At 46.0% G+C, this 18,884-nt stretch carries 14 protein-coding genes; 13 read left to right on the top strand and 1 reads right to left on the bottom strand.

Translation table 11 applies throughout. The features are described 5' to 3' along the window. Positions 1-15: 15 nt before the first annotated feature. From sigW to MYS68_RS27900, 13 genes are all read left to right on the top strand, one after another. A complete protein-coding gene (gene sigW / locus MYS68_RS27960; RefSeq protein WP_248928970.1) occupies positions 16-588 on the top strand; it encodes an RNA polymerase sigma factor SigW in 573 nt (190 codons plus the stop codon). An 87-nt stretch (positions 589-675) separates the two neighbouring features. After that, positions 676-1,281 carry a zf-HC2 domain-containing protein gene (locus MYS68_RS27955; protein WP_248928969.1) on the top strand — a complete coding sequence of 202 codons (606 nt, stop codon included), beginning with the start codon at positions 676-678 and terminating at the stop codon, positions 1,279-1,281. Between the two features lie 152 nt (positions 1,282-1,433). Beyond that, entirely contained in the window at positions 1,434-2,249 is an 816-nt protein-coding gene (gene cdaA, locus MYS68_RS27950) for a diadenylate cyclase CdaA (protein ID WP_248928968.1), read from the top strand. Then, on the top strand, positions 2,242-3,486 hold the full coding sequence (locus MYS68_RS27945) for a CdaR family protein (RefSeq protein ID WP_248928967.1): 1,245 nt from the start codon (positions 2,242-2,244) through the stop codon (positions 3,484-3,486). Before cdaA ends, MYS68_RS27945 begins: the two co-directional genes overlap by 8 nt. Positions 3,487-3,534: 48 nt before the next feature. Continuing rightward, positions 3,535-4,878: a phosphoglucosamine mutase gene (gene glmM, locus MYS68_RS27940; protein WP_248928966.1), complete on the top strand. Its 1,344-nt coding sequence runs from the start codon at positions 3,535-3,537 to the stop codon at positions 4,876-4,878. Between the two features lie 419 nt (positions 4,879-5,297). Next, positions 5,298-7,130, top strand: a complete 1,833-nt coding sequence (gene glmS / locus MYS68_RS27935; RefSeq protein ID WP_248928965.1) for a glutamine--fructose-6-phosphate transaminase (isomerizing) — start codon at positions 5,298-5,300, stop codon at positions 7,128-7,130. A 1,002-nt stretch (positions 7,131-8,132) separates the two neighbouring features. After that, on the top strand, positions 8,133-9,821 hold the full coding sequence (locus tag MYS68_RS27930; RefSeq protein ID WP_248928964.1) for a site-specific DNA-methyltransferase: 1,689 nt from the start codon (positions 8,133-8,135) through the stop codon (positions 9,819-9,821). A 1-nt stretch (position 9,822) separates the two neighbouring features. Next, a complete protein-coding gene (locus MYS68_RS27925; RefSeq protein ID WP_248928963.1) occupies positions 9,823-12,459 on the top strand; it encodes a DEAD/DEAH box helicase in 2,637 nt (878 codons plus the stop codon). Between the two features lie 318 nt (positions 12,460-12,777). Continuing rightward, the gene (locus MYS68_RS27920; protein ID WP_248928962.1) at positions 12,778-14,127 is read left to right on the top strand and encodes an SIR2 family protein; all 1,350 of its coding nucleotides are present in this window, start codon (positions 12,778-12,780) and stop codon (positions 14,125-14,127) included. Between the two features lie 111 nt (positions 14,128-14,238). Next, positions 14,239-14,493 carry a hypothetical protein gene (locus MYS68_RS27915; protein WP_248928961.1) on the top strand — a complete coding sequence of 85 codons (255 nt, stop codon included), beginning with the start codon at positions 14,239-14,241 and terminating at the stop codon, positions 14,491-14,493. Between the two features lie 335 nt (positions 14,494-14,828). Then, positions 14,829-15,050, top strand: a complete 222-nt coding sequence (locus MYS68_RS27910; RefSeq protein WP_248928960.1) for a hypothetical protein — start codon at positions 14,829-14,831, stop codon at positions 15,048-15,050. A 6-nt stretch (positions 15,051-15,056) separates the two neighbouring features. Then, positions 15,057-15,659 (top strand): hypothetical protein, encoded by a 603-nt coding sequence (locus MYS68_RS27905; RefSeq protein ID WP_248928959.1) that lies wholly within the window; start codon positions 15,057-15,059, stop codon positions 15,657-15,659. A gap of 17 nt (positions 15,660-15,676) precedes the next feature. Then, positions 15,677-16,837, top strand: a complete 1,161-nt coding sequence (locus tag MYS68_RS27900; RefSeq protein ID WP_248928958.1) for a hypothetical protein — start codon at positions 15,677-15,679, stop codon at positions 16,835-16,837. A gap of 66 nt (positions 16,838-16,903) precedes the next feature. Here MYS68_RS27900 and MYS68_RS27895 read toward each other — a convergent pair whose 3' ends face one another. Further along, positions 16,904-17,860: a potassium-transporting ATPase subunit F gene (locus MYS68_RS27895; protein ID WP_248928957.1), complete on the bottom strand. Its 957-nt coding sequence runs from the start codon at positions 17,858-17,860 to the stop codon at positions 16,904-16,906. Between the last annotated feature and the right edge of the window lie 1,024 nt (positions 17,861-18,884).

Here is an 18,884-nt window from a genome sequence, read left to right as displayed (position 1 = left end):
GCGGGAGGAATATCGGTGATTCAACTGGACACGCGGCTCGCCAAGCTGGCTCGGAACGGCGACCGCGGCGCGTTTGCGCAACTGGTGGACTTATATCAGGACAAAATATATCATCTCGCCTACAGGATGATGGGAAACGCCCAAGAGGCGGAGGACGTCGTTCAGGAAACGTTTTTACGCGTATACTCGAACCTGGAGCGCTACGACGAGACGCAAAAATTTTCGACGTGGATATACCGGATTGCCACGAATCTATGCATTGACCGGCTGCGGAAGCGGCGGACAACTTATTCGCTTGATGCGGAGATGCCCGAAGGCGAAGGTTCCGATTGGTATTCGCTCATGCCGAGCAATGAGGATACTCCGGAGAAGCAGGTGATCGTTTCGGAGACGCAGCAGCAAATCCGCGAATCGATCGATACACTGCCGGAGAAATACAAATCGATTGTCATCCTTCGATATTTGCAGGATATGTCCTTGCAGGAAATCAGCGAGGTGCTGACGATGCCGATTACCACGATCAAGACGAGACTGCACCGGGGACGGGAATTTTTGCGGAAAAAATTGGAGCAAACTTTTGGTCCTTAAATCTAGTTTTTTTATGAAACATATTTGAGTTTGAAACGTATCGTATAGCACACCATTTGATAATGGAGTAGGAAAGGAGCGGCTGTTATGGAATGCAAAGAAGCGCTCCCGATGATGCATGAGTATCTGGACGGGGATTTGGAAGGAGCGAATGCTGCCCGCCTCAAGGAGCATCTTCTTGTTTGTCCGGACTGCAAGAAGCGGTTCCGGGAACTTGAAACGACCGAAGCGATGATCATGGCGTCTCCCGATGTTAAAGCCCCTCCCTATTTGAAAGACCGGATTATGCTGGCGCTCCCTCCTGTAAAGTCGAACCGGACGTTCGGCCAATGGTTCAGGAGGCATCCGGCCGTTTCTGTGGCTGCGGTATTTGTGCTCGTGATGATGGGAAGCTTTATGTCGCTATGGAACGAGGATACGGAATTGCTCGTTAAAGGAAACAATCTGGATCAGGTCGTGATCAAGGGCGATACGGTATATGTGCCCCCGGGACATACCGTCAGCGGAAATTTGACGGTGCAGAGTGGCAAACTGCAGGTGGATGGCGATATCAACGGAAATTTGGTCGTCATCGACGGTTCGGTGAACTTGGCGTCGACGGCGCATATTTCGGGGCAAGTGACGAAAATCGACGAAGCGTTCGAGTGGATGTGGTTCAAGGTCAGCGAGTTTTTCACCCAGCTATCCGATTGATTCGTAGGCCGCAGGTATCAATTTTATGAAAAAACCTCCCTCGGGGTAGCCCGAAGGGAGGTTTTTTTCTGAAAATGTGGTATGATGATCTAATGAAGAGAAAAAATGAAGCCATCCTGCGGCCTGTTGCATTTTAAAAAGGGGAACAAGCAATGGATCTCATAGCCGACATCTCGATCAAAGACATCGTTGACATTTTAATCGTGAGTTACGTGATATATAATTTGATTTTGCTGCTGCGCGGCACCCGCGCGATCCAACTGCTGAAAGGCATCATCGTCGTTGTCGTGACGTGGGCGATCAGCATCTGGTTCAAGCTGAACACACTGCAGTGGCTGATGAACCAGGCGTTTACGTTCGGCGTGCTCGGCGTCATCGTTATTTTTCAGCCGGAGCTGCGCCGCGCCCTGGAGCAGCTTGGCCGGGGGACGCTGTTCAGCCGTACGACCGTCGACGAGAACCAGGACGTGAACCGCAGCATCGGCGAGCTGATGAAGGCGATTCACTATTTGAGCAAGCGCAAAATCGGGGCTTTGCTCGTGTTCGAACGGGAAACGGGGCTGACCGATTACGTGGAATCGGGTATTCAGCTGCAGGCTTTAATCAGCTCGGAGCTGCTCATTAACACGTTTATTCCGAATACGCCGCTCCATGACGGGGCGGTCATTATCCGGAACAATCAATTGATGGCCGCGGGCTGCTACCTGCCGCTTTCCGAAAATCCGTTTATCAGCAAGGAGCTCGGCACCCGCCATCGCGCGGCGATCGGGCTCAGTGAAGTATCGGACGCCGTTTGCGTGATCGTATCCGAAGAAACCGGGCAAGTATCGCTTGCGATGAACGGGCATATTATCCGCAATATCCACGAAGAATCGCTTTTGTCCAAACTGTTTGAGGAATTGAAGCCGAAAGCCAAGGCGAAAGAGAAGAACCCGATCTGGAAATGGAGGGTTCGGAAAAATGGATAAATGGCTTCGCAACACGAATGTAGTCCGCATCATCGCGCTGGCCGTAGGCATTTTGCTATGGGTGGTCGTTCATCTGGAGGACAGGTCGATTCCCGGCGGGAGCGGGGCGGCTCTTACCGAATATACGATTTCGAATGTAGCGGTCACTCCGCGTTACGACAGCAATCAGTTTTTCGTCCAATCGATTGAACCGCCGCAGGTTGTCGTCACCTTGAGCGGCAAGGAATCGGCGCTTAAAAAGGTAAGCACCAGCGGCTATTCGGTGGAGCTGGATTTAACCAAGGTGGGCAAAGGGGAGCACGTACTGCCGTTAACTCCCGTCAACTTTCCGCCATCGGTTATCGTAAAAATATACCCGGCCAGCGTCAAAGTGGTGTTGGAGGAAAAAGTGAAGAAGGAAGTGCCGGTGACGATTAACGTCACGGGTACCCCGGCGACCGGTCTGAAGGCGGGGCAGCCGATCATCAAGCCGAACCGGGTCATCGTCACGATGCCGAGCAGCCGGGTGGACGATACGGACAGCGTGAGAGCCGACGTGAGCGTAGATAAGGCGCAAACCGCCGTCAGCAAGCAGGTAAGGCTGGTGGCATACGACAAGAACGGGAAAGTCATTGAGGGGGCGGCAATCGATCCGCCTGTCGTCGACGTCGAGGTACCGATCACGAGCCCGTTCACGACCGTACCGCTTCAGCTCAAGCTGGCAGGGGAAACGGCCAGAGGGTTCAGCGTCGCTTCGATTACGAAAAGCACGGATAAGGTGACGGCCTACGGACCTCAGGAAGTAGTCGACAAGATGGAGTTTTACGAGGGACCGGCGATCAATTTGCAGGACTTGAAGGAAACCAAGGACCTGACGCTGGACATCCCTCTGAAAAATAAAATTACGCAAGTCGAGCCGTCCAAAGTGGATGTGAGAATCGAAGTCGTTCCGTCCGTATACAAAACGCTGGAGGGAATCTCCTTCTCTATCGTCGGGCAAAACGACCTGTACGATACGAAGGTGCTGGTCCCCGAAACCGGCAAGCTGAATGTGACGGTGGAAGGAGCGCCGGCCGTGCTCGATAAGCTGAAGCCGGAGGATATCCAGGCAATTGTCGATATCAGCAACCTGCCTCCGGGGCAGCATGAGCTGCCGGTGACGTTGAATCTGCCGACCTTTGTGAAAAAAGGGCCGCAGCAGGATTTCAAGGTCACGGTGGAAATCAGCGCGAAACAAACGAAAGTAGCCAGACCATAACGGAAGAACCATCATAACTAAAACCAGGGAAGAGGAGATTTCGACATCATGGGGAAATATTTCGGAACAGACGGGGTGCGCGGGGTCGCCAATCATGAATTAACCCCGGAGCTTGCTTACAAAATCGGCCGCTGCGGCGGTTATGTACTGGCCGGCCAAGTCGAGAAACCGGTGGTGGTCATCGGGCGCGATACGCGCATTTCCGGGCCGATGCTGGAAGCGGCGCTTGTCGCCGGTCTGCTGTCGATCGGCGCGAACGTCATCCGCCTGGGCGTCATTTCGACGCCGGGCGTCGCTTATTTGACGCGTGTCTTGAAGGCCGACGCGGCCGTTATGATTTCGGCGTCCCACAATCCGGTAGCGGACAACGGCATTAAGTTTTTCGGCGGGGACGGCTACAAGCTGTCCGACGAGACGGAGCTGGAGATCGAACGTCTGCTCGATGCGGAAACGGACGAGCTGCCTCGCCCGCTGGGCGGGGAGCTCGGCACGGTATCCGACGATCTGGAAGCCAAATGGCGTTATAAGGACTATATCAAGTCTACCGTCAAAAGCCCCTCGTTCCGCGGCCTCAAAATCGTGCTCGACTGCGCGCACGGCGCCGCCTATGAGCTTGCGCCGAAAGTGTTTCAGGAGCTGGGCGCGGAGGTTATTACGATCGGAGCCGATCCGACCGGCCGCAACATCAACGACCACTGCGGTTCCACGCATCCCGAGCATCTGCAGAAGGCGGTGCTGGAGCACAAGGCCGACCTCGGCCTTGCGTTCGACGGCGACGCCGACCGCTTGATCGCGATCGACGAGACCGGCGCCGAGGTGGACGGCGATTATATTTTAAGCATTTGCGGTAAAGCCATGTACGAAGCGGGCAAGCTGAATCACGGCACGATCGTTACGACAGTGATGAGCAACATCGGCTTTTTCAAAGGAGTCGCGTCGCTGGGTATGAAAACGTCCAAAACCGCTGTAGGAGACCGCTACGTGATGGAGGAAATGCGCAAAGGCGGCTACAACCTCGGTGGGGAGCAGTCGGGGCATGTGATTTTCCTCGATTACAATACGACCGGAGACGGCATTTTGACCGCTCTGCAGGTGACGGATATCGTGGCGCAATCCGGCAAGAAGCTCAGCGAGCTGAAGCAAATTATGCGCAAATATCCGCAGGTGCTGGTGAACGTCCGGGTGGCTGACAAGTCCAAGTTGAAAGGCAACGCCGTCATTGAGGATGTCATCCGCGGGGTGGAAAATGAGCTGGGAGACAACGGCCGCGTGCTGGTGCGCCCGTCCGGTACGGAATCGCTAATCCGCGTTATGGCCGAGGGGCCCGACAAAGATCAGGTGGAAGCTTATGTAAAACGGATTGTCGACGTCGTTCAACGGGAATTATCTTAATTTTATAATGTGCGGATCCCCCATTTGCAGAAATGGGGGATTTTTCATGAAAAGGTTAGGGAAATATCAGTTGCGTTATGCGCTGAAAATGAATAAGATGGGTATATGTCTATTTAATTATGGAAAGGTGGGTAGAGGTTACCGATCAAACAGCGCCAGAGCTTGTGAGGCGTGCCGCTTCTTCGGTTTTTTCGGACGAACAAGAGGCAGCGCATCGCAAGCTGACGAGGTGAAGGTGTTCGAAACATTCGGCGGGGACCTTCCGGCACATTTCCATGCCGTAAAATCGGGAAGCAAAACGTCCGGGCAACCGGGCGGACAAGAGCCCGATAGGATGTTTACTTTGTCATGCCCAATTTTAAACTTAATGAACGTAATTAATATATGTTGATAGAGACGAACGGGAGGTCATTTCGAATATGTGTGGAATCGTAGGATATGTGGGTAACCGCAAATCGCAAAATATATTGATTGAAGGATTGAAAAAGCTGGAGTACCGCGGGTACGACTCCGCCGGGGTCGCTGTATATACGGAAGGCGAAGGCCTGCAGATTAAAAAATCGCAAGGACGTCTCGCTGTGCTCGAATCGAAGCTGAGCGAAGCGCCGCTGAGAGGGACGATCGGCATCGGGCATACGCGCTGGGCCACCCACGGCAAGCCGTCGGACGTCAACTCTCATCCGCATACCGACAACTCTCAGAAATTTTCGGTCGTTCATAACGGCATTATCGAAAACTATATTTCTCTTAAAGAAGAATTGATCGCAAAAGGACACGTATTCGTATCGGAAACGGATACCGAAGTCATTTCGCACCTGATCGCAAGCCTTTATGAAGGCGACATCGTCAAAGCCGTTCAGCAAGCCGTTAAACGGATGACAGGCGCATTTGCCCTGGGCGTACTGACGGAATACGAGCCGGATAAGCTGGTTGCAGTTCGCTTGGCGAGCCCGCTCATTATCGGCGTAGGCGACGGGGAAAACTTCATCGGCTCCGACATTCCGGCCATTCTTGAGTATACCCGGAACGTATATATTTTAAACGACGGCGAAATGGCGCTTTTGACAAAAGACGGTGTCGAATTAATGACAATCGAGGGGAATTTTATTTCTCGGGAAATATTCCATGTCGATTGGGACATTGTTACGGCGGAAAAAGCCGGATTCGATCATTTTATGTTGAAAGAAATCCACGAGCAGCCGAAAGCTTACCGCGATACGATGGGAAGCCGCATTGATTCGTCCGGTAAACGGGTCGTACTGAACGAAGTGAAAATGACCGCCGACGATCTGCGCGGGATTACTAACATCCATATCGTCGCTTGCGGAACGGCTTATCATGCCGGCCTGGTCGGCAAAAACGTGATCGAAAAGCTGGCGCGCATCCCGGTTGAAACGGACGTCGCTTCCGAGTACCGCTACCGCTCGCCGATCATTACGAAAAATACGCTGGTCATCGTCGTCAGCCAATCCGGCGAAACCGCCGATACGCTGGCCGCGCTGCGCGAAGCGAAACGTCACGGCGCCCGCGTAGTCGCCATCACCAACGTGGTGGGCAGCTCGGTAGCCCGCGAAGCGGACGATGTCATCACCACATGGGCCGGCCCGGAAATCGCCGTCGCTTCGACCAAAGCTTATACATCGCAGCTGATCGCTTTTTACCTGCTCGGGCTGTACCTCGCTCAAGAGCTCGGCACGCAAGAAGAGGCGTATATTGCCGAAGTGATTTCGGCGTTGAAGGAACTTCCGGCGCAGGTGGAGAACATTCTCGAACAGTCGGACGTCGTGAAAAACTTCGCGGAGCAAATCGCTACGCATGAAGATTTGTTCTTCATCGGCCGCGGTCTCGACTACGCAGTCGCTCTGGAAGGTTCGCTCAAGCTGAAGGAGATCTCATACATTCACTCCGAGGCTTACGCTGCCGGCGAGCTCAAGCATGGCACGCTGGCCTTGATCGAAGAAGGCATCCCGGTGATCGCCCTGGCGACACAGGAAGATCTGTTCGAGAAGACCGTCAGCAACATCAAGGAAGTCAAAGCGCGCGGCGCTTACGTATTCGGCATTCACGCCGAAGGTGAGGATGAGCTGAAGAAAGCAGTCGACCAGACGCTGAGCATACCGAAGACGCTGGCTCTACTCTCGCCGGCATTGTCGGTAGTACCGCTGCAGCTGCTCGCGTATTATGCTTCGCTCGCCCGCGGCAACGACGTCGACAAGCCGCGGAATTTGGCGAAGAGCGTGACGGTGGAGTAGTCGGTTTGACAAAAGGGAACTTTTGTCACCATGAAAAAAACTTTGTCCTGATGTAAAAAGCATTGTCTTGATGTAAAAAGGATTGTCCAAGGATTGGGGAATGCTGGATGAAATTGTCCGGTAGCTCCCCGATCCTTTTTTGCATTTCAAGCAGGGAACGGCAGAGGTATCGCCGAATAATAATATTGGAGAAATTCAGGAATGACGTGGTTTTCGGCAGTTGGAGATAAGGAAGGAAGCGAAAGCATCCCTTTTTTTACTCACATCTTTTCTCTACATTTTCGGTCAACCTTTTTTACATCAAATTTGCTCGGGTTTCATCCTAATCCCTGTAAGTTCCCCTTTCTTTTCCCCTGCTTTTCTGGACAACCTTTTTTACATCAGGCTTTTTCTCGATTCGTCCTCAAATTGCCTATAAACCCAGGCGTGGCAAGGGATTGCAGGGGATGGAGAGAGGTGACATGAGAGGACAATGTTTTTTTTAGGGCTACAACGTACAGGGATTTGGAAGATTGGGGATAGGGGAAAAGTTAAGGATTGATCGTCAAATCCGTTTTAACGACCATACGACAGCGAGCATCTTCTCTGTGATGTGGAAGTTCGCCAGCTCTGCAATGCGGATACCTAAGTTTATGTTTAGCCGAGAAATCTGGTCAAATGAATTATGGCCATGAAAAAAGGACAGGGATTGCCCCTGTCCTCTCTCGTGTTATTCGAATTCGTAATCCGTCCCAGGATCAAGGTTCAGGTCGCTTATTACCTGTCTTGCGGATTGATACATATATCCTTGGTCAATCTTATTGGTCAAGTCGATGCGAGTGTCGTCATCATCATAACCGTATACGGAGATTACTTGAAAACCAGAAGGGTTTCGTGATTTAAAGTATTAAAGTGATGCGTTATATCAATACCAACATTACTGCTACTATGCTATAATGTAATGTGGTTAATTGTTGATTTTTAATTTAATTTGTTGAAATAAAATTGGAAGGTGTATCATAAATGCCACATTTAGACTGGATCGGTAAGAAAGCTATCGTTAATCATCACAACGAGATCCACTACCGCCTGCTTAACGCTGATATGGAAAAATCGGTTCGTCCTGAAGCAAGTAACGGCAACATGCTAATACATGGAGATAATCTGTACGCTATTAAAGCTCTGTTACCTCATTATGCAGGTAAGTGTAAGTTCGTTTATATAGATCCTCCTTATAATACTGGTGGGGATAATCAGCTCTGGATCTACAACGACCAAGTGGACGATCCTGAGATACGTGAATGGCTCAATAAGGTTGTAGGTAAGGACATGGAAGATCTATCTCGTCATGATAAATGGTTATGCATGATGTATCCCCGTCTTCAACTATTAAAGAAACTACTAAGGGAAGATGGGTTTATTTGTGTTCAGATTGATGACAATGAAGCCGCAAATTTAAAGGCCATAATGGACGAAATATTCCTCCCATCCAATTATTTGACTACCATTTATGTCCAAGTTCGTTATTCAGAAAAGACCTTGACACAAGACATGAGCTTTCACAAACAGATAGAGCAAATATTGGTTTATCGGCGTTCACCAAAGGCAAAGCCAAGACTAAAAGAACAAGAATACAATTACGATAAATTTAAGTTCTATATCCGTGAAAAAGGGCCAGGTCGAGAGATAACGTTAGGCGACAAAAAGGTAGTGGTTTTCAATCCCGAAGAATACGAAATCACGCAAGGAGAACCTTCCGTGAATGGCTTAAAGGAAATATGGGCTACTGGTACAATTCTGAATGGCAATTCGTCTGGCAGATTTTTTAGAGATTATTTAGCTGGCCGTAAGGATGAAGACGGCTTAGGAGTAATGTATAAAGTTTATGATATTGGCGATGATGCACTAAATTATCGCTACTTTACAGGGCCGAAAAGAGCAAATGCAACGAAAGGTAAATACTACCAAGGCGTACCTGTTGACAAAATAGAAGATGGGGAAGGTGGAGAAGGAGAAGTAATTACTGAAACTCCAATTCCAAACTTCTACGATATGGCTGGTGACTTTGGTAACTGCCGACACGAGGGTGGAGTTGAATTTAATAGTGGTAAAAAGCCTGAAAAACTTCTTGCGATTCTTCTCAAGCATTTTTCCGAAGAGGGAGATATTGTAGTTGACTCCTTTGGAGGAAGCGGAACCACAGCGGCGGTGGCACTAAAAATGAAACGTCGTTTTATTACCGTAGAATTGGGAGACCATGCGTATACTCATACGTTAAAACGACTCACAAGTGTTGCGAATGGTGAGGATAATACCGGGGTAACAGAAGAGTTTGGTTGGGAAGGCGGTTCGGGGTTTACCTTCTGCGAATTAGGTGATAGCTTGTTTGATGCTTTTGGATTGATAAAGGAGAATGTAACCTATCAAGATCTGGCGAGGCATGTGTTCTTTACTGAAACAGGTGAGCCATTAGGGGACATTACAGGTAATCAAGCTAATTACATAGGTTCGGGTAAAGGTAATTTATACTATCTTTACTTTAATGAGGGTGGCGATGATACTTATCTTACCCAAGAGATTGTAGAAAGCCTTCCAGAATTTGATGGCAGGATAAGGGTGATATTTGCGAACGGCTGTAAGGTGAGTTCCCTATATCTTGAAGAGCATGGAATCATCTTTAAACAAATTCCATACGAAATAAAGGTGAAGTAGAATGTTGTCGTTAAAGAATTATCAAAAAAGAGTTTTACGTTCACTATCCAATTACTTCAAGGCGGTAAGAGCACTTGGAGCAAGTGCGGCTTTTGAACAACAGGTGAACCGTCCTTATTGCACAATCCCACAACTTCCTGGACTTCCTTATGTTTGCTTGAGAGTCCCTACTGGCGGAGGCAAAACACTTCTATCATCGCATAGCATCAGTATCACGATGCGGGATTTTCTGCACAAGGACAACGCTGTTGTGCTTTGGCTGGTTCCTACAACTCCGATTAAAGATCAAACATTAGCGGCTTTAAGAGACGTAGAACACCCATACCGTAAAGCCATTGAAGAGACAATTGACACACCTGTAACAGTTTTAGACATTACAGAGGCTTTATTTGTTCAGCGGAGTACGTTGGACAACGAAACACTCATTATCGTATCTACTTTAGCCGCTCTCCGAATCGAGGATACGGATGGTAGAAAAATTTATGATGATAACGGGCATTTGAAAGTCTTATTTGATGGATTAAACGAATCTGTATTATCCTCGCTTGAGAAAACAGATGAAGGTAGTCGAATCTGTTATTCTTTGGCGAATGTTCTAAAGTCAAGACGTCCAATGGTAATTATCGACGAGGCTCACAATGCAAGGACAAACCTTTCTTTTGAGACTCTTGCCCGATTTAGTCCATCTTCAATCATCGAGTTCACAGCTACTCCACAGACTACCCATCGACCCGAAAGAGGAGAGTTTGCAAGTAACGTCTTGTGTAGTATTTCTGCGGCAGAGCTAAATGCAGAGGAAATGATAAAACTTCCAATCCGTCTCGAAACAAAAGCAGATTGGAAGGATGTTATTGCTCAAGCACTTGGGAGAAGAAAAAGACTTCAAGTTATTGCTAACAAGGAACGAAGAGAAACCGGAGAATATATCCGCCCAATAGTATTGCTTCAAGCACAACCCCGTTCTCAAACGAGAGAGACAATCAATGTAGGCGTTATTCTACAGGCATTGATGGAAGACTTTAAGATTCCAAGAGAAGAGATTGCCATTGCAACGGGAGACACAAAAGAACTTGAAGGTGTTAATCTCTTTGCACAGGACTGCAAAATCAAATTTATCATTACTGTTTCTGCTTTAAAAGAAGGTTGGGACTGTTCTTTTGCTTATGTACTTTGTTCCGTAGCTGAAATTGGTTCCTCAACCGCTGTCGAGCAATTAGTGGGTCGTGTACTTCGATTACCGTATGCAAAGAAAAAGAATGATCCAGAACTTAATCGTGCTTACGCATACGTTTCTTCGACAAGGTTTGAGAACACCTTAACGTCACTTACTGATGCGTTGGTAGAAAACGGGTTTGAACGGTTTGAGGCTGAAACCTTGATTGCTCCTCCAACTCCTGAACCAGACTTGTTTGACCCTGAATTCTATGAGTCTGAGGAAGAGGTTGAAGAAGAACCCAATTTGGAAGAACTACCAGAACCAATAAAGAAAAAAGTGACTTATAATCCGGAGGCAAAAAAGATTGTATATCGAGGAACTATGTCTGAGGATGAAAAAATTGAATTTAAGAAGGCCTTTAAGACCGATGAAGGGAAGAAGGCAGTCGATAGCCTCTTTTCACAAGCTCAGCAAATTCCGAAATTTGATTTGTTTAATCCACCACCTGAGCCGGAAATGCCGAAGGAAAAAGGGGATTTTAAGGTTCCCTATCTGTTGTATAAACAAGGTGATCTTTTAAAGCTATTTGAAGAGTCCATTTATCTTGAGAGGGCTTTCGAACTTTCAAAATACGACCCTAAGTTAAGTGAGGGAGAGTTCTCCACAAAATCGAATGTGCAGGGACAAATTGGTGAGGTAACAGTTTCGGAACAAGGCCGAGTAGAGGCTAAGTTTGTTGAAGAATTAGTTGAGCAGTTGTCTCTTGATATTGAAGACCGTGGTTGGACAATTGCTGAACTAACAAATTGGCTTGACCGCAAAATCCCTCACCCCGACATAACAATGAAGCAGTCCACATTGTTTATTTACAAAGTTATCCAGCACCTTATCGACGAGAGGGAATTTGAGTTAAGCACGCTTGTCCACTATAAGTACAAATTACGCGAGGCAATAGAAAAGCTAATTGGACGACATAGGGAAACGGCTCGTAAAGAGGCGTGGCAGGCTTGTTTAGACCTTGGGGAAGACGTAGTTCTGGTCAGTGATGAAGATAGGTACTGCTTCACGTTTGATAAGGAAATTTACCCTGCAAGCTGGTATTACGATGGGCGAATCAAATTTAATAAGCACTACCACGAACTTGTAGGAGAGTTAAAGAGTAGTGGTGAAGAGTATGAATGTGCCTTACTCATCGACCAATTACCAGAGGTCAAACATTGGATAAGAAACATTGACAGCGATAGTAAATATAGTTTTTGGTTACAAAAGTCAAAGGGGCGTTTCTATCCAGACTTTGTTGCTGAACTTAATGATGGTCGGATTGTCGTTATCGAGTACAAGGGAGATCACATTAAGGATGGTCCAGAAGAATTGGAAAAAAAGGCTGTAGGAGAGCTGTGGGCCGCGAGAAGTAATGGCAAATGTTTATTCTACTGGGCAACGAAAGATAATGTAAACGGGTTAAGAGACTTTGTAAAGTAACATATTTTTTGAGTCCCCCAAATGGGGACTTATTTTTATATCTCCAAGGTCAAGTAAAGAATTATGTGTACTTTTATGAGTATTGAAGGTTGATACGAGAATATTTCCCGACATTTATTCGACTTTTTCTCATGCATCCCTATCTTCCACGGGCAGGAAATTGCAGGGTTGCTCTCGAATATTACTCTTAGATCACTCGGACTAAACTCAAGCGGGGCAAGGAGGTGGAGGAATTTGAGAGCAAAGATCCTCTTTCTTCGCTCTCAAATTCCTCCATGACTCCCCTTTATGAGAAGTTGTTAAGGGAGGGGTGAAAGCATGGAGTATATGAACTATATCTCTGATGTGAGTGCAGACATTAAGGACTGTCTCAATGAAATGGGAACACAGCCTATTTTATTTGTTGGTTCAGGCTTGTCGCAAAGATTTTTTAATGGACCAAGTTGGATCGGCTTATTAGAGGAACTACAAAGGCGATGCCCGTTGATTAAAAATGAAGTGGGATTTTATCTTCAGGATGGATTTAGATTAGAGGATATTGGGACAGAATATACAAATTCATATCGGGAATGGGCCTGGGCTAACAAGCAACAGTTTCCTTCTGAATTATTTGATTCAAGAGTGCCAAAATCATCGTATATCAAATATCAAATAAAAAAATTATTTGAGGAAATTACACCTGGCAGTGTAGATGAAATCGAGAATGTTGAGTATCAAAAGGAGATTAGGCTACTTAGAAATATTCAGCCTCATGCCATTATTACGACCAATTATGATACTCTTCTCGAAAAGATATTTCCAGATTATCAACCAGTCATTGGTCAGCAGGTATTGAAACCTGACACGATGGCAATCGGTGAAATATTCAAAATTCATGGTTGTATTACAGATTACCGTGAGTTGGTCTTTAACAATGAAGATTATGAAGTGTTTATAAACAAGAAAAAATATCTTAGTGCGAAGTTGCTGACATTCTTTGCGGAACACCCTCTGCTATTCATTGGATATAGCGGGAATGACAAAAATATCCTCTCGATCTTATCTGATATCGATGAGATTATTTCTAACGAAGGCGAACTTATTCCCAACATTTATTTTTTAGCTTACAACAAAAACCTTACGGAGAATTCCAACCCGCCAAAGGAAAAGGTATTTGTCGTCAATGGTAAAGAAATTCGTGTTAAATACATTGAAAGCAACAGTTTTGATTGGATATTAGAAACCTTTTCAGCTAACAAAGCCGTTGATAATGTGCATCCCAAGTTACTGAGGGCTTTATTAGCTCGGACATATAAGCTTGTGCGGAGTGACATTCCGAGAAGAAGCGTTGATGTGAACTTTGAAATGATAGAGAAGGTTTTGCATGAAGATGAGGGTCTGCCTAACTTGTACGGAGTTGCATTGTTGGACAAACCGAGCCATATTAACATTCAATATCCGTTCACACTAACGCAAGTTGGAGAACAACTTGGCTATCCGAGATGGCACGGGGCAGACAAACTGATTAATCAAATCAAATTGGAGAAAGGTATTAATATCAAAGCTTCAGACAATAAGTATCACGTAACCATAAAGACTAACAAGTCCGAAATGAATAAATATTCGCACGAAGCTGTTAAGCTCTTGGCTAAGGTAAAAGACGGACATGATTATCATGTTGATATTTAATTCAATTGGCACTTGACATTTACCAACAATTTGCGACAGACAAACGGCAGTCTTGTTTTTTACTTCGCCGTATTGTTACAATTATCACTAATTGAGGAGGTTGATACAGCTATGAATTCGAGACGGATCGAACTTGAAATAAACGCATTGAAACAGTCAGTTGCCGCTATACAGCTTCGTCTTGATATACTTGAGCGAAAACAATCGATGGCAGATCAGCCGCATAAACCACGTAGAGGCATCAAACGAAAGCAAGCTTCAAACAATCCTTCGAAGCGATTTGAAACGAAAGTCAATATTGATAGCGGCTTTGCTGATCTCCGCGAGATGAACAAACGTGCACTTGATTTGCTCCGATATCAGTGAAAATACTAACAAAACGCCAGCTCGGTATCATCCCCCGACCTGGCGTTTTTGCTTCCCGCAAGCGGGAAGAGGCTCCTACGCCTTGTGCGTGGAGCCTTTTTTGTTGGCAAAATTCAGGAGCAGTTATATTACCGCCTTGGTCTATCTACGATATCAATAGCGAGAAGAGGGGCTTCGCAAAACGGGGAGGGTTCTAACCTCGCCTCTTTCCTGCGGAAAATTGGCTCGGTAAGAACCTCCGTTGCTTCGTTGCGTTCGGCTGTCGCCGACCGCTCGGCCTACGGCACTCGCTACGAAACGAAGCCCGTTTTGCTCGCCCCTCATCGGGGAAAACCATGTTGCCCCATCTCGCGATGGGTCAAGCGTTTCTGCCGAAACGCAAAAGCATTGTTGACCATCTGCCGATGGTCAAGCGTCTCTACGAGCCGCAAAAGCATGTTGCCGCATCGACGCGGCAAACGTCTCTGCGAGACGCAAAAACCTTTTCGACCATCTTCGATGGTCGCACAAACAAATCTACTGCCGCCGCGAAAATCATTCAGCAAAAGGAGGTGTAATCTCATATGGCGAGACGAAAGAAACCGTACATCTCGCAATTTTTCAACCGAGATCGCTTAGCCTTTTCTGCCTTAGCCCGAGTCGGACACGTAAGTCATGAACATCTGCAAAAGTGTGGCTTGGCGGATAGGCGGATCAAAAATTTGATAAGTGACGGTTATATCGAAAAAGTCGCATATAAGCAAGGCAATCAAATTAAAGAGTGCTATAAATTAACGAGAATCGGACGTGAAACAGCTTCGCGTACCTTCGCATTAAACCAAGCGTATCACGCTCAAAGCCCTATCCACGATGTAGCGTTGGCAAATAAATATTTCAGCTTATCAGAAGAAACAAGAAACAACTGGAAAACGGAAGCTCAAGTTCGTGACGATTTTATTGAACGAATTAATGCTATGCGAGGAGAAGGTAAAGAGGCGGAAGCAAAATTGTACGAGGATATGCTCGATAAAAAATTGATCTCTATGCCCGACTGCGTATATGTGGACGAAAAAGGTAATGAGGTTGCTTACGAAATCGTCACAAGTTCATATGGGCAAGAGGAGTTGAGGGCGAAAGAAGCACTTGTGGAAATCATGAACTATAAGTACGAAACTACCCGTGTTTAAAGGAGGCGATACAAATTATGGGCGTTTCAAATGCGAATAAACAATTTGTTTGTGAGAAATACCGAACTTATCTCGAAATCATTTATCATTTCGGTAATAAAGTGATGCTGATGAAACAGCTTTATCAGTACGCGGAACTTTTGGGCTTAGCTAAAAATTTCTCGACGTTTTACATCAGCATTATGGAGCTTGTACATGCTGAGGTTATTCAGAAAGAACCTTTCACCGCTTTCGGCAAAAAAACTCAATTGCAGATGTTAACGTTGCGGAAATATGGCATCCGCTTCATCGGAGGAAAACAGGATAGCTACAGTGTCGCTTCGGTTCCGCGATCAAATGGAAACGAACGCATTCTGGTCAGCATCTTTAAAAACTGCTTCATTATCAAAAAGCTTGTCCCGCGTCTTATGAAAGAAAGTAAGAAAGTTACGTTTAATGCGATTATAGGTATGTTAAATCGTGACTACAGCACAATCCTACTCAACAAAAACCAGGGCATCTCTTTCTTGTCGAAACTGAGAAGCGACGATCTGCTCCAACAATTGCTTGATGTTTCAGAGGTCGATCAGGACATGAAAAGAATGCAGGAAATCAAGCTAAAACTTGCCGAAGGACTGAGAAAAGGTTCCGAATCGTCGGAAGGAAAAGGGAAAGGCAAAATGCACTCCTCTTCTCTTTCACCGCTGGATGATCTTAAAAACGAAATTCATGCCAAAGCCGATAAAGATTTAACAAAGGCAGAGAAGCTTGATAATTATACGGTCGATACGATGCTTGCATTAAATGCACACGTTGCTCAAATTAAGGTCGTTAACAACAAGGTTAGCATCACCGTATTAATTTTCGATATCCACAATAAGAAGAACATCCATAAAATGGTGACTCATGTTGCATGTATGTATCACATGTTTAGTCGCTATTTCAAGCAGGAGCTTATTTTGAGGGTTGGCATCGTCTCAATCGATAAATTCGCGTCAAAAAATCTGAAAGCCCAGGCGGAATCTATGTTCATTGATTTTATCTCAAAAGAGCGGAAAGGCACGCGGCTCTCCGCAATTTTAAGAGATTGGAGAGTCGATGATGAGATGCAGAAGTGGATTGAAGTACAATTCACAGACTACAACATCACTAACGATTTTATGGACGGGATTAAGCATGCGAATCTAATAAGGCGATAGTTGTTAACGGCGGATGGCAATCACTCGGCTATGCCATCCGTTACATAATTCAATTAATGCTTTGGTCTAATAAACCTTCACTTGGAATTCAATTTCATCCCTGCCTGTTTCAATAGCCTGTTTGACCCGTTCTGCAAAATGTAAACGATCTATCTCTGTCATGAATCCCTGCTCGCAGAATGAACAATAATGCATCGGAACCCCTGTCACCGTTACAGGTTTGTCCCTCAGTCTAACAAGCTTGGACACATACCTCAATTCCCTCTCATTGCCGCAATCACAATTTGCGAATTTTTGATCAAAATCACTCACGTTTCTCCGTTCAGTTTGCGGTTGCCCCACGGAATATCCAAAGAACTTCGCAAACAAATCCCCATCATCACTCTCCGTTTTTTCATCCCTACGCTCAGGAGCCAGTTCATTCTCTCGCTGGCTCAAGACCGATTGGGCGGCTTGATTAAATGCCAACCCCTGTTGTCTCATTGTCTTTACAACACGCTCTGAATACTCAGCCACCGAGATGAAACGCTCTTTGAAGAACAAGCTATAAAAAAGATACAAGCAAAGAGCGACCCCAACAACAGCACCAGCCAAACTGGAAAGGTTCGTTTGCAAGTCTGCCAAGTAATAGTGCCATCGATCTTTATTCGCATCGCTTGATACCCATCCAAGGCTAATACTGTAATACAGACCAAACGTAATGGTTCGAATAAAGGATCCAATCAGCAGAAATGACCAGAACATGCCGCTGGCATTCGAATAATGCTTGCGGTAAAACGCTTGAATTACCCCTCTTTGTATAAGCTGGCGAATTGTGAGGTGATATACGACAAAACACATAACGATTGCCGCATCCATCGTTGCCAGAAACGGAAAATAGTCTTGATAGAATGCCAGGAACATATAAAACGGAATGTGCAATTGAAACAGCCACCGCCACATTCCCGCCCACATGACATCCATTTCAGGATGTGGCAAGGTTTCATTTCGCCGAATTCGTTTTTCAATGCTATCTTTAAACATGTCGTTTCCCCTCGCTTCCTTTTGGAAATTATTTTAATCCACATTTAAAAATTAGGAAACTTCATTGCAGTTTGTTATATAACAGAATTGGAAAAAATCAGGGGAGGGTAGAGGGAAACCCTTATGCCCTAAACCTCAATCCTCAAACGACCTGATTTTGCCCGACTTTTCGCAGTTTTTTAGAAAAAGTTTGAGCGAAATTGCTTCAAAATGCTTAAAATGCCAGGGGGCGTAGAAGGAGTAGGATACTTATTTCCTTTTCAAGTGCATGCCAGGCTCTATAGAATGTGAAATATTTTACTTTCAACTTTCGGAGAACATAAACCTATAAATTAGCGACAAAACTTTTCGAAAAGCAGTGTGGACTTGCCAAGTCGTCTGTCGATAAGCGAATTTCTTTGTTGCCGCATCTTCCGGCTGAATGACAATGACAGCTAAAGCTCACTCTCGCCTTCGCGTAAAAAATTTAGTGTGTTGCCGCTTCTTTTGGCAACAAGAGAAAAGCCTTATTCTGCTGGCGTATTCGGATAACAACTTGCGGAAAACATAAGAAGAATCTTCTAATTGTAAATTAATGGTTGCATATATTAATAGACTTAAATTATCGCTCAAAATCCTAAAAGCGACATGCATTTTTGCCAATTCGCTCGGTGCGTGCCTCCGCACGCCTGTCGAAAACAGGCTTTCAAAGTTTTCGCCTTCGCTTTGGCTTTTGGGCAAATAACTCATCGCAACTGGCATTTGCTTATTCGCTTAGTCTTTAGGCAAATACCAGGCGATTCGCAATTTCGCCTGGCAATCAGAATTCGAATTTAGTGCGTTAAACCAAGAAAGCGAGTCGGCATTAAATTATCGAAGCATCGAACCTTCGCTTTAGAATGAAATATCGTCATCATCATTTTCGGTTGGCATATCTTGCTCGGTCTGCATGTCATGGCGATTGAAGCTGTTTACGCAAAAGTTATCGTATATGTACACAAAGCTTTAGCCTCCCTAAATCCTTGCCCTTTTTCCCGATCTTGTT

The sequence above is a fragment of the Paenibacillus hamazuiensis genome (genome assembly GCF_023276405.1).
In the GTDB taxonomy this organism is placed as follows: Bacteria; Bacillota; Bacilli; order Paenibacillales; family NBRC-103111; genus Paenibacillus_AF; species Paenibacillus_AF hamazuiensis.
This window is presented reverse-complemented; position numbering and strand designations above follow the sequence as displayed.

What these genes read in the sequence shown, in the direction of transcription:
- MYS68_RS27945 (WP_248928967.1), top strand. Translation starts at nt 2,242, where the DNA reads ATGGATAAATGGCTTCGCAACACGAATGTAGTCCGCATCATCGCGCTG.
- glmS (WP_248928965.1), top strand. Translation starts at nt 5,298, where the DNA reads ATGTGTGGAATCGTAGGATATGTGGGTAACCGCAAATCGCAAAATATA.
- MYS68_RS27910 (WP_248928960.1), top strand. Translation starts at nt 14,829, where the DNA reads ATGTTGCCCCATCTCGCGATGGGTCAAGCGTTTCTGCCGAAACGCAAA.
- MYS68_RS27925 (WP_248928963.1), top strand. Translation starts at nt 9,823, where the DNA reads ATGTTGTCGTTAAAGAATTATCAAAAAAGAGTTTTACGTTCACTATCC.
- MYS68_RS27920 (WP_248928962.1), top strand. Translation starts at nt 12,778, where the DNA reads ATGGAGTATATGAACTATATCTCTGATGTGAGTGCAGACATTAAGGAC.
- cdaA (WP_248928968.1), top strand. Translation starts at nt 1,434, where the DNA reads ATGGATCTCATAGCCGACATCTCGATCAAAGACATCGTTGACATTTTA.
- MYS68_RS27915 (WP_248928961.1), top strand. Translation starts at nt 14,239, where the DNA reads ATGAATTCGAGACGGATCGAACTTGAAATAAACGCATTGAAACAGTCA.
- glmM (WP_248928966.1), top strand. Translation starts at nt 3,535, where the DNA reads ATGGGGAAATATTTCGGAACAGACGGGGTGCGCGGGGTCGCCAATCAT.
- MYS68_RS27905 (WP_248928959.1), top strand. Translation starts at nt 15,057, where the DNA reads ATGGCGAGACGAAAGAAACCGTACATCTCGCAATTTTTCAACCGAGAT.
- MYS68_RS27895 (WP_248928957.1), bottom strand. Translation starts at nt 17,860, where the DNA reads ATGTTTAAAGATAGCATTGAAAAACGAATTCGGCGAAATGAAACCTTG.
- MYS68_RS27900 (WP_248928958.1), top strand. Translation starts at nt 15,677, where the DNA reads ATGGGCGTTTCAAATGCGAATAAACAATTTGTTTGTGAGAAATACCGA.
- MYS68_RS27930 (WP_248928964.1), top strand. Translation starts at nt 8,133, where the DNA reads ATGCCACATTTAGACTGGATCGGTAAGAAAGCTATCGTTAATCATCAC.
- MYS68_RS27955 (WP_248928969.1), top strand. Translation starts at nt 676, where the DNA reads ATGGAATGCAAAGAAGCGCTCCCGATGATGCATGAGTATCTGGACGGG.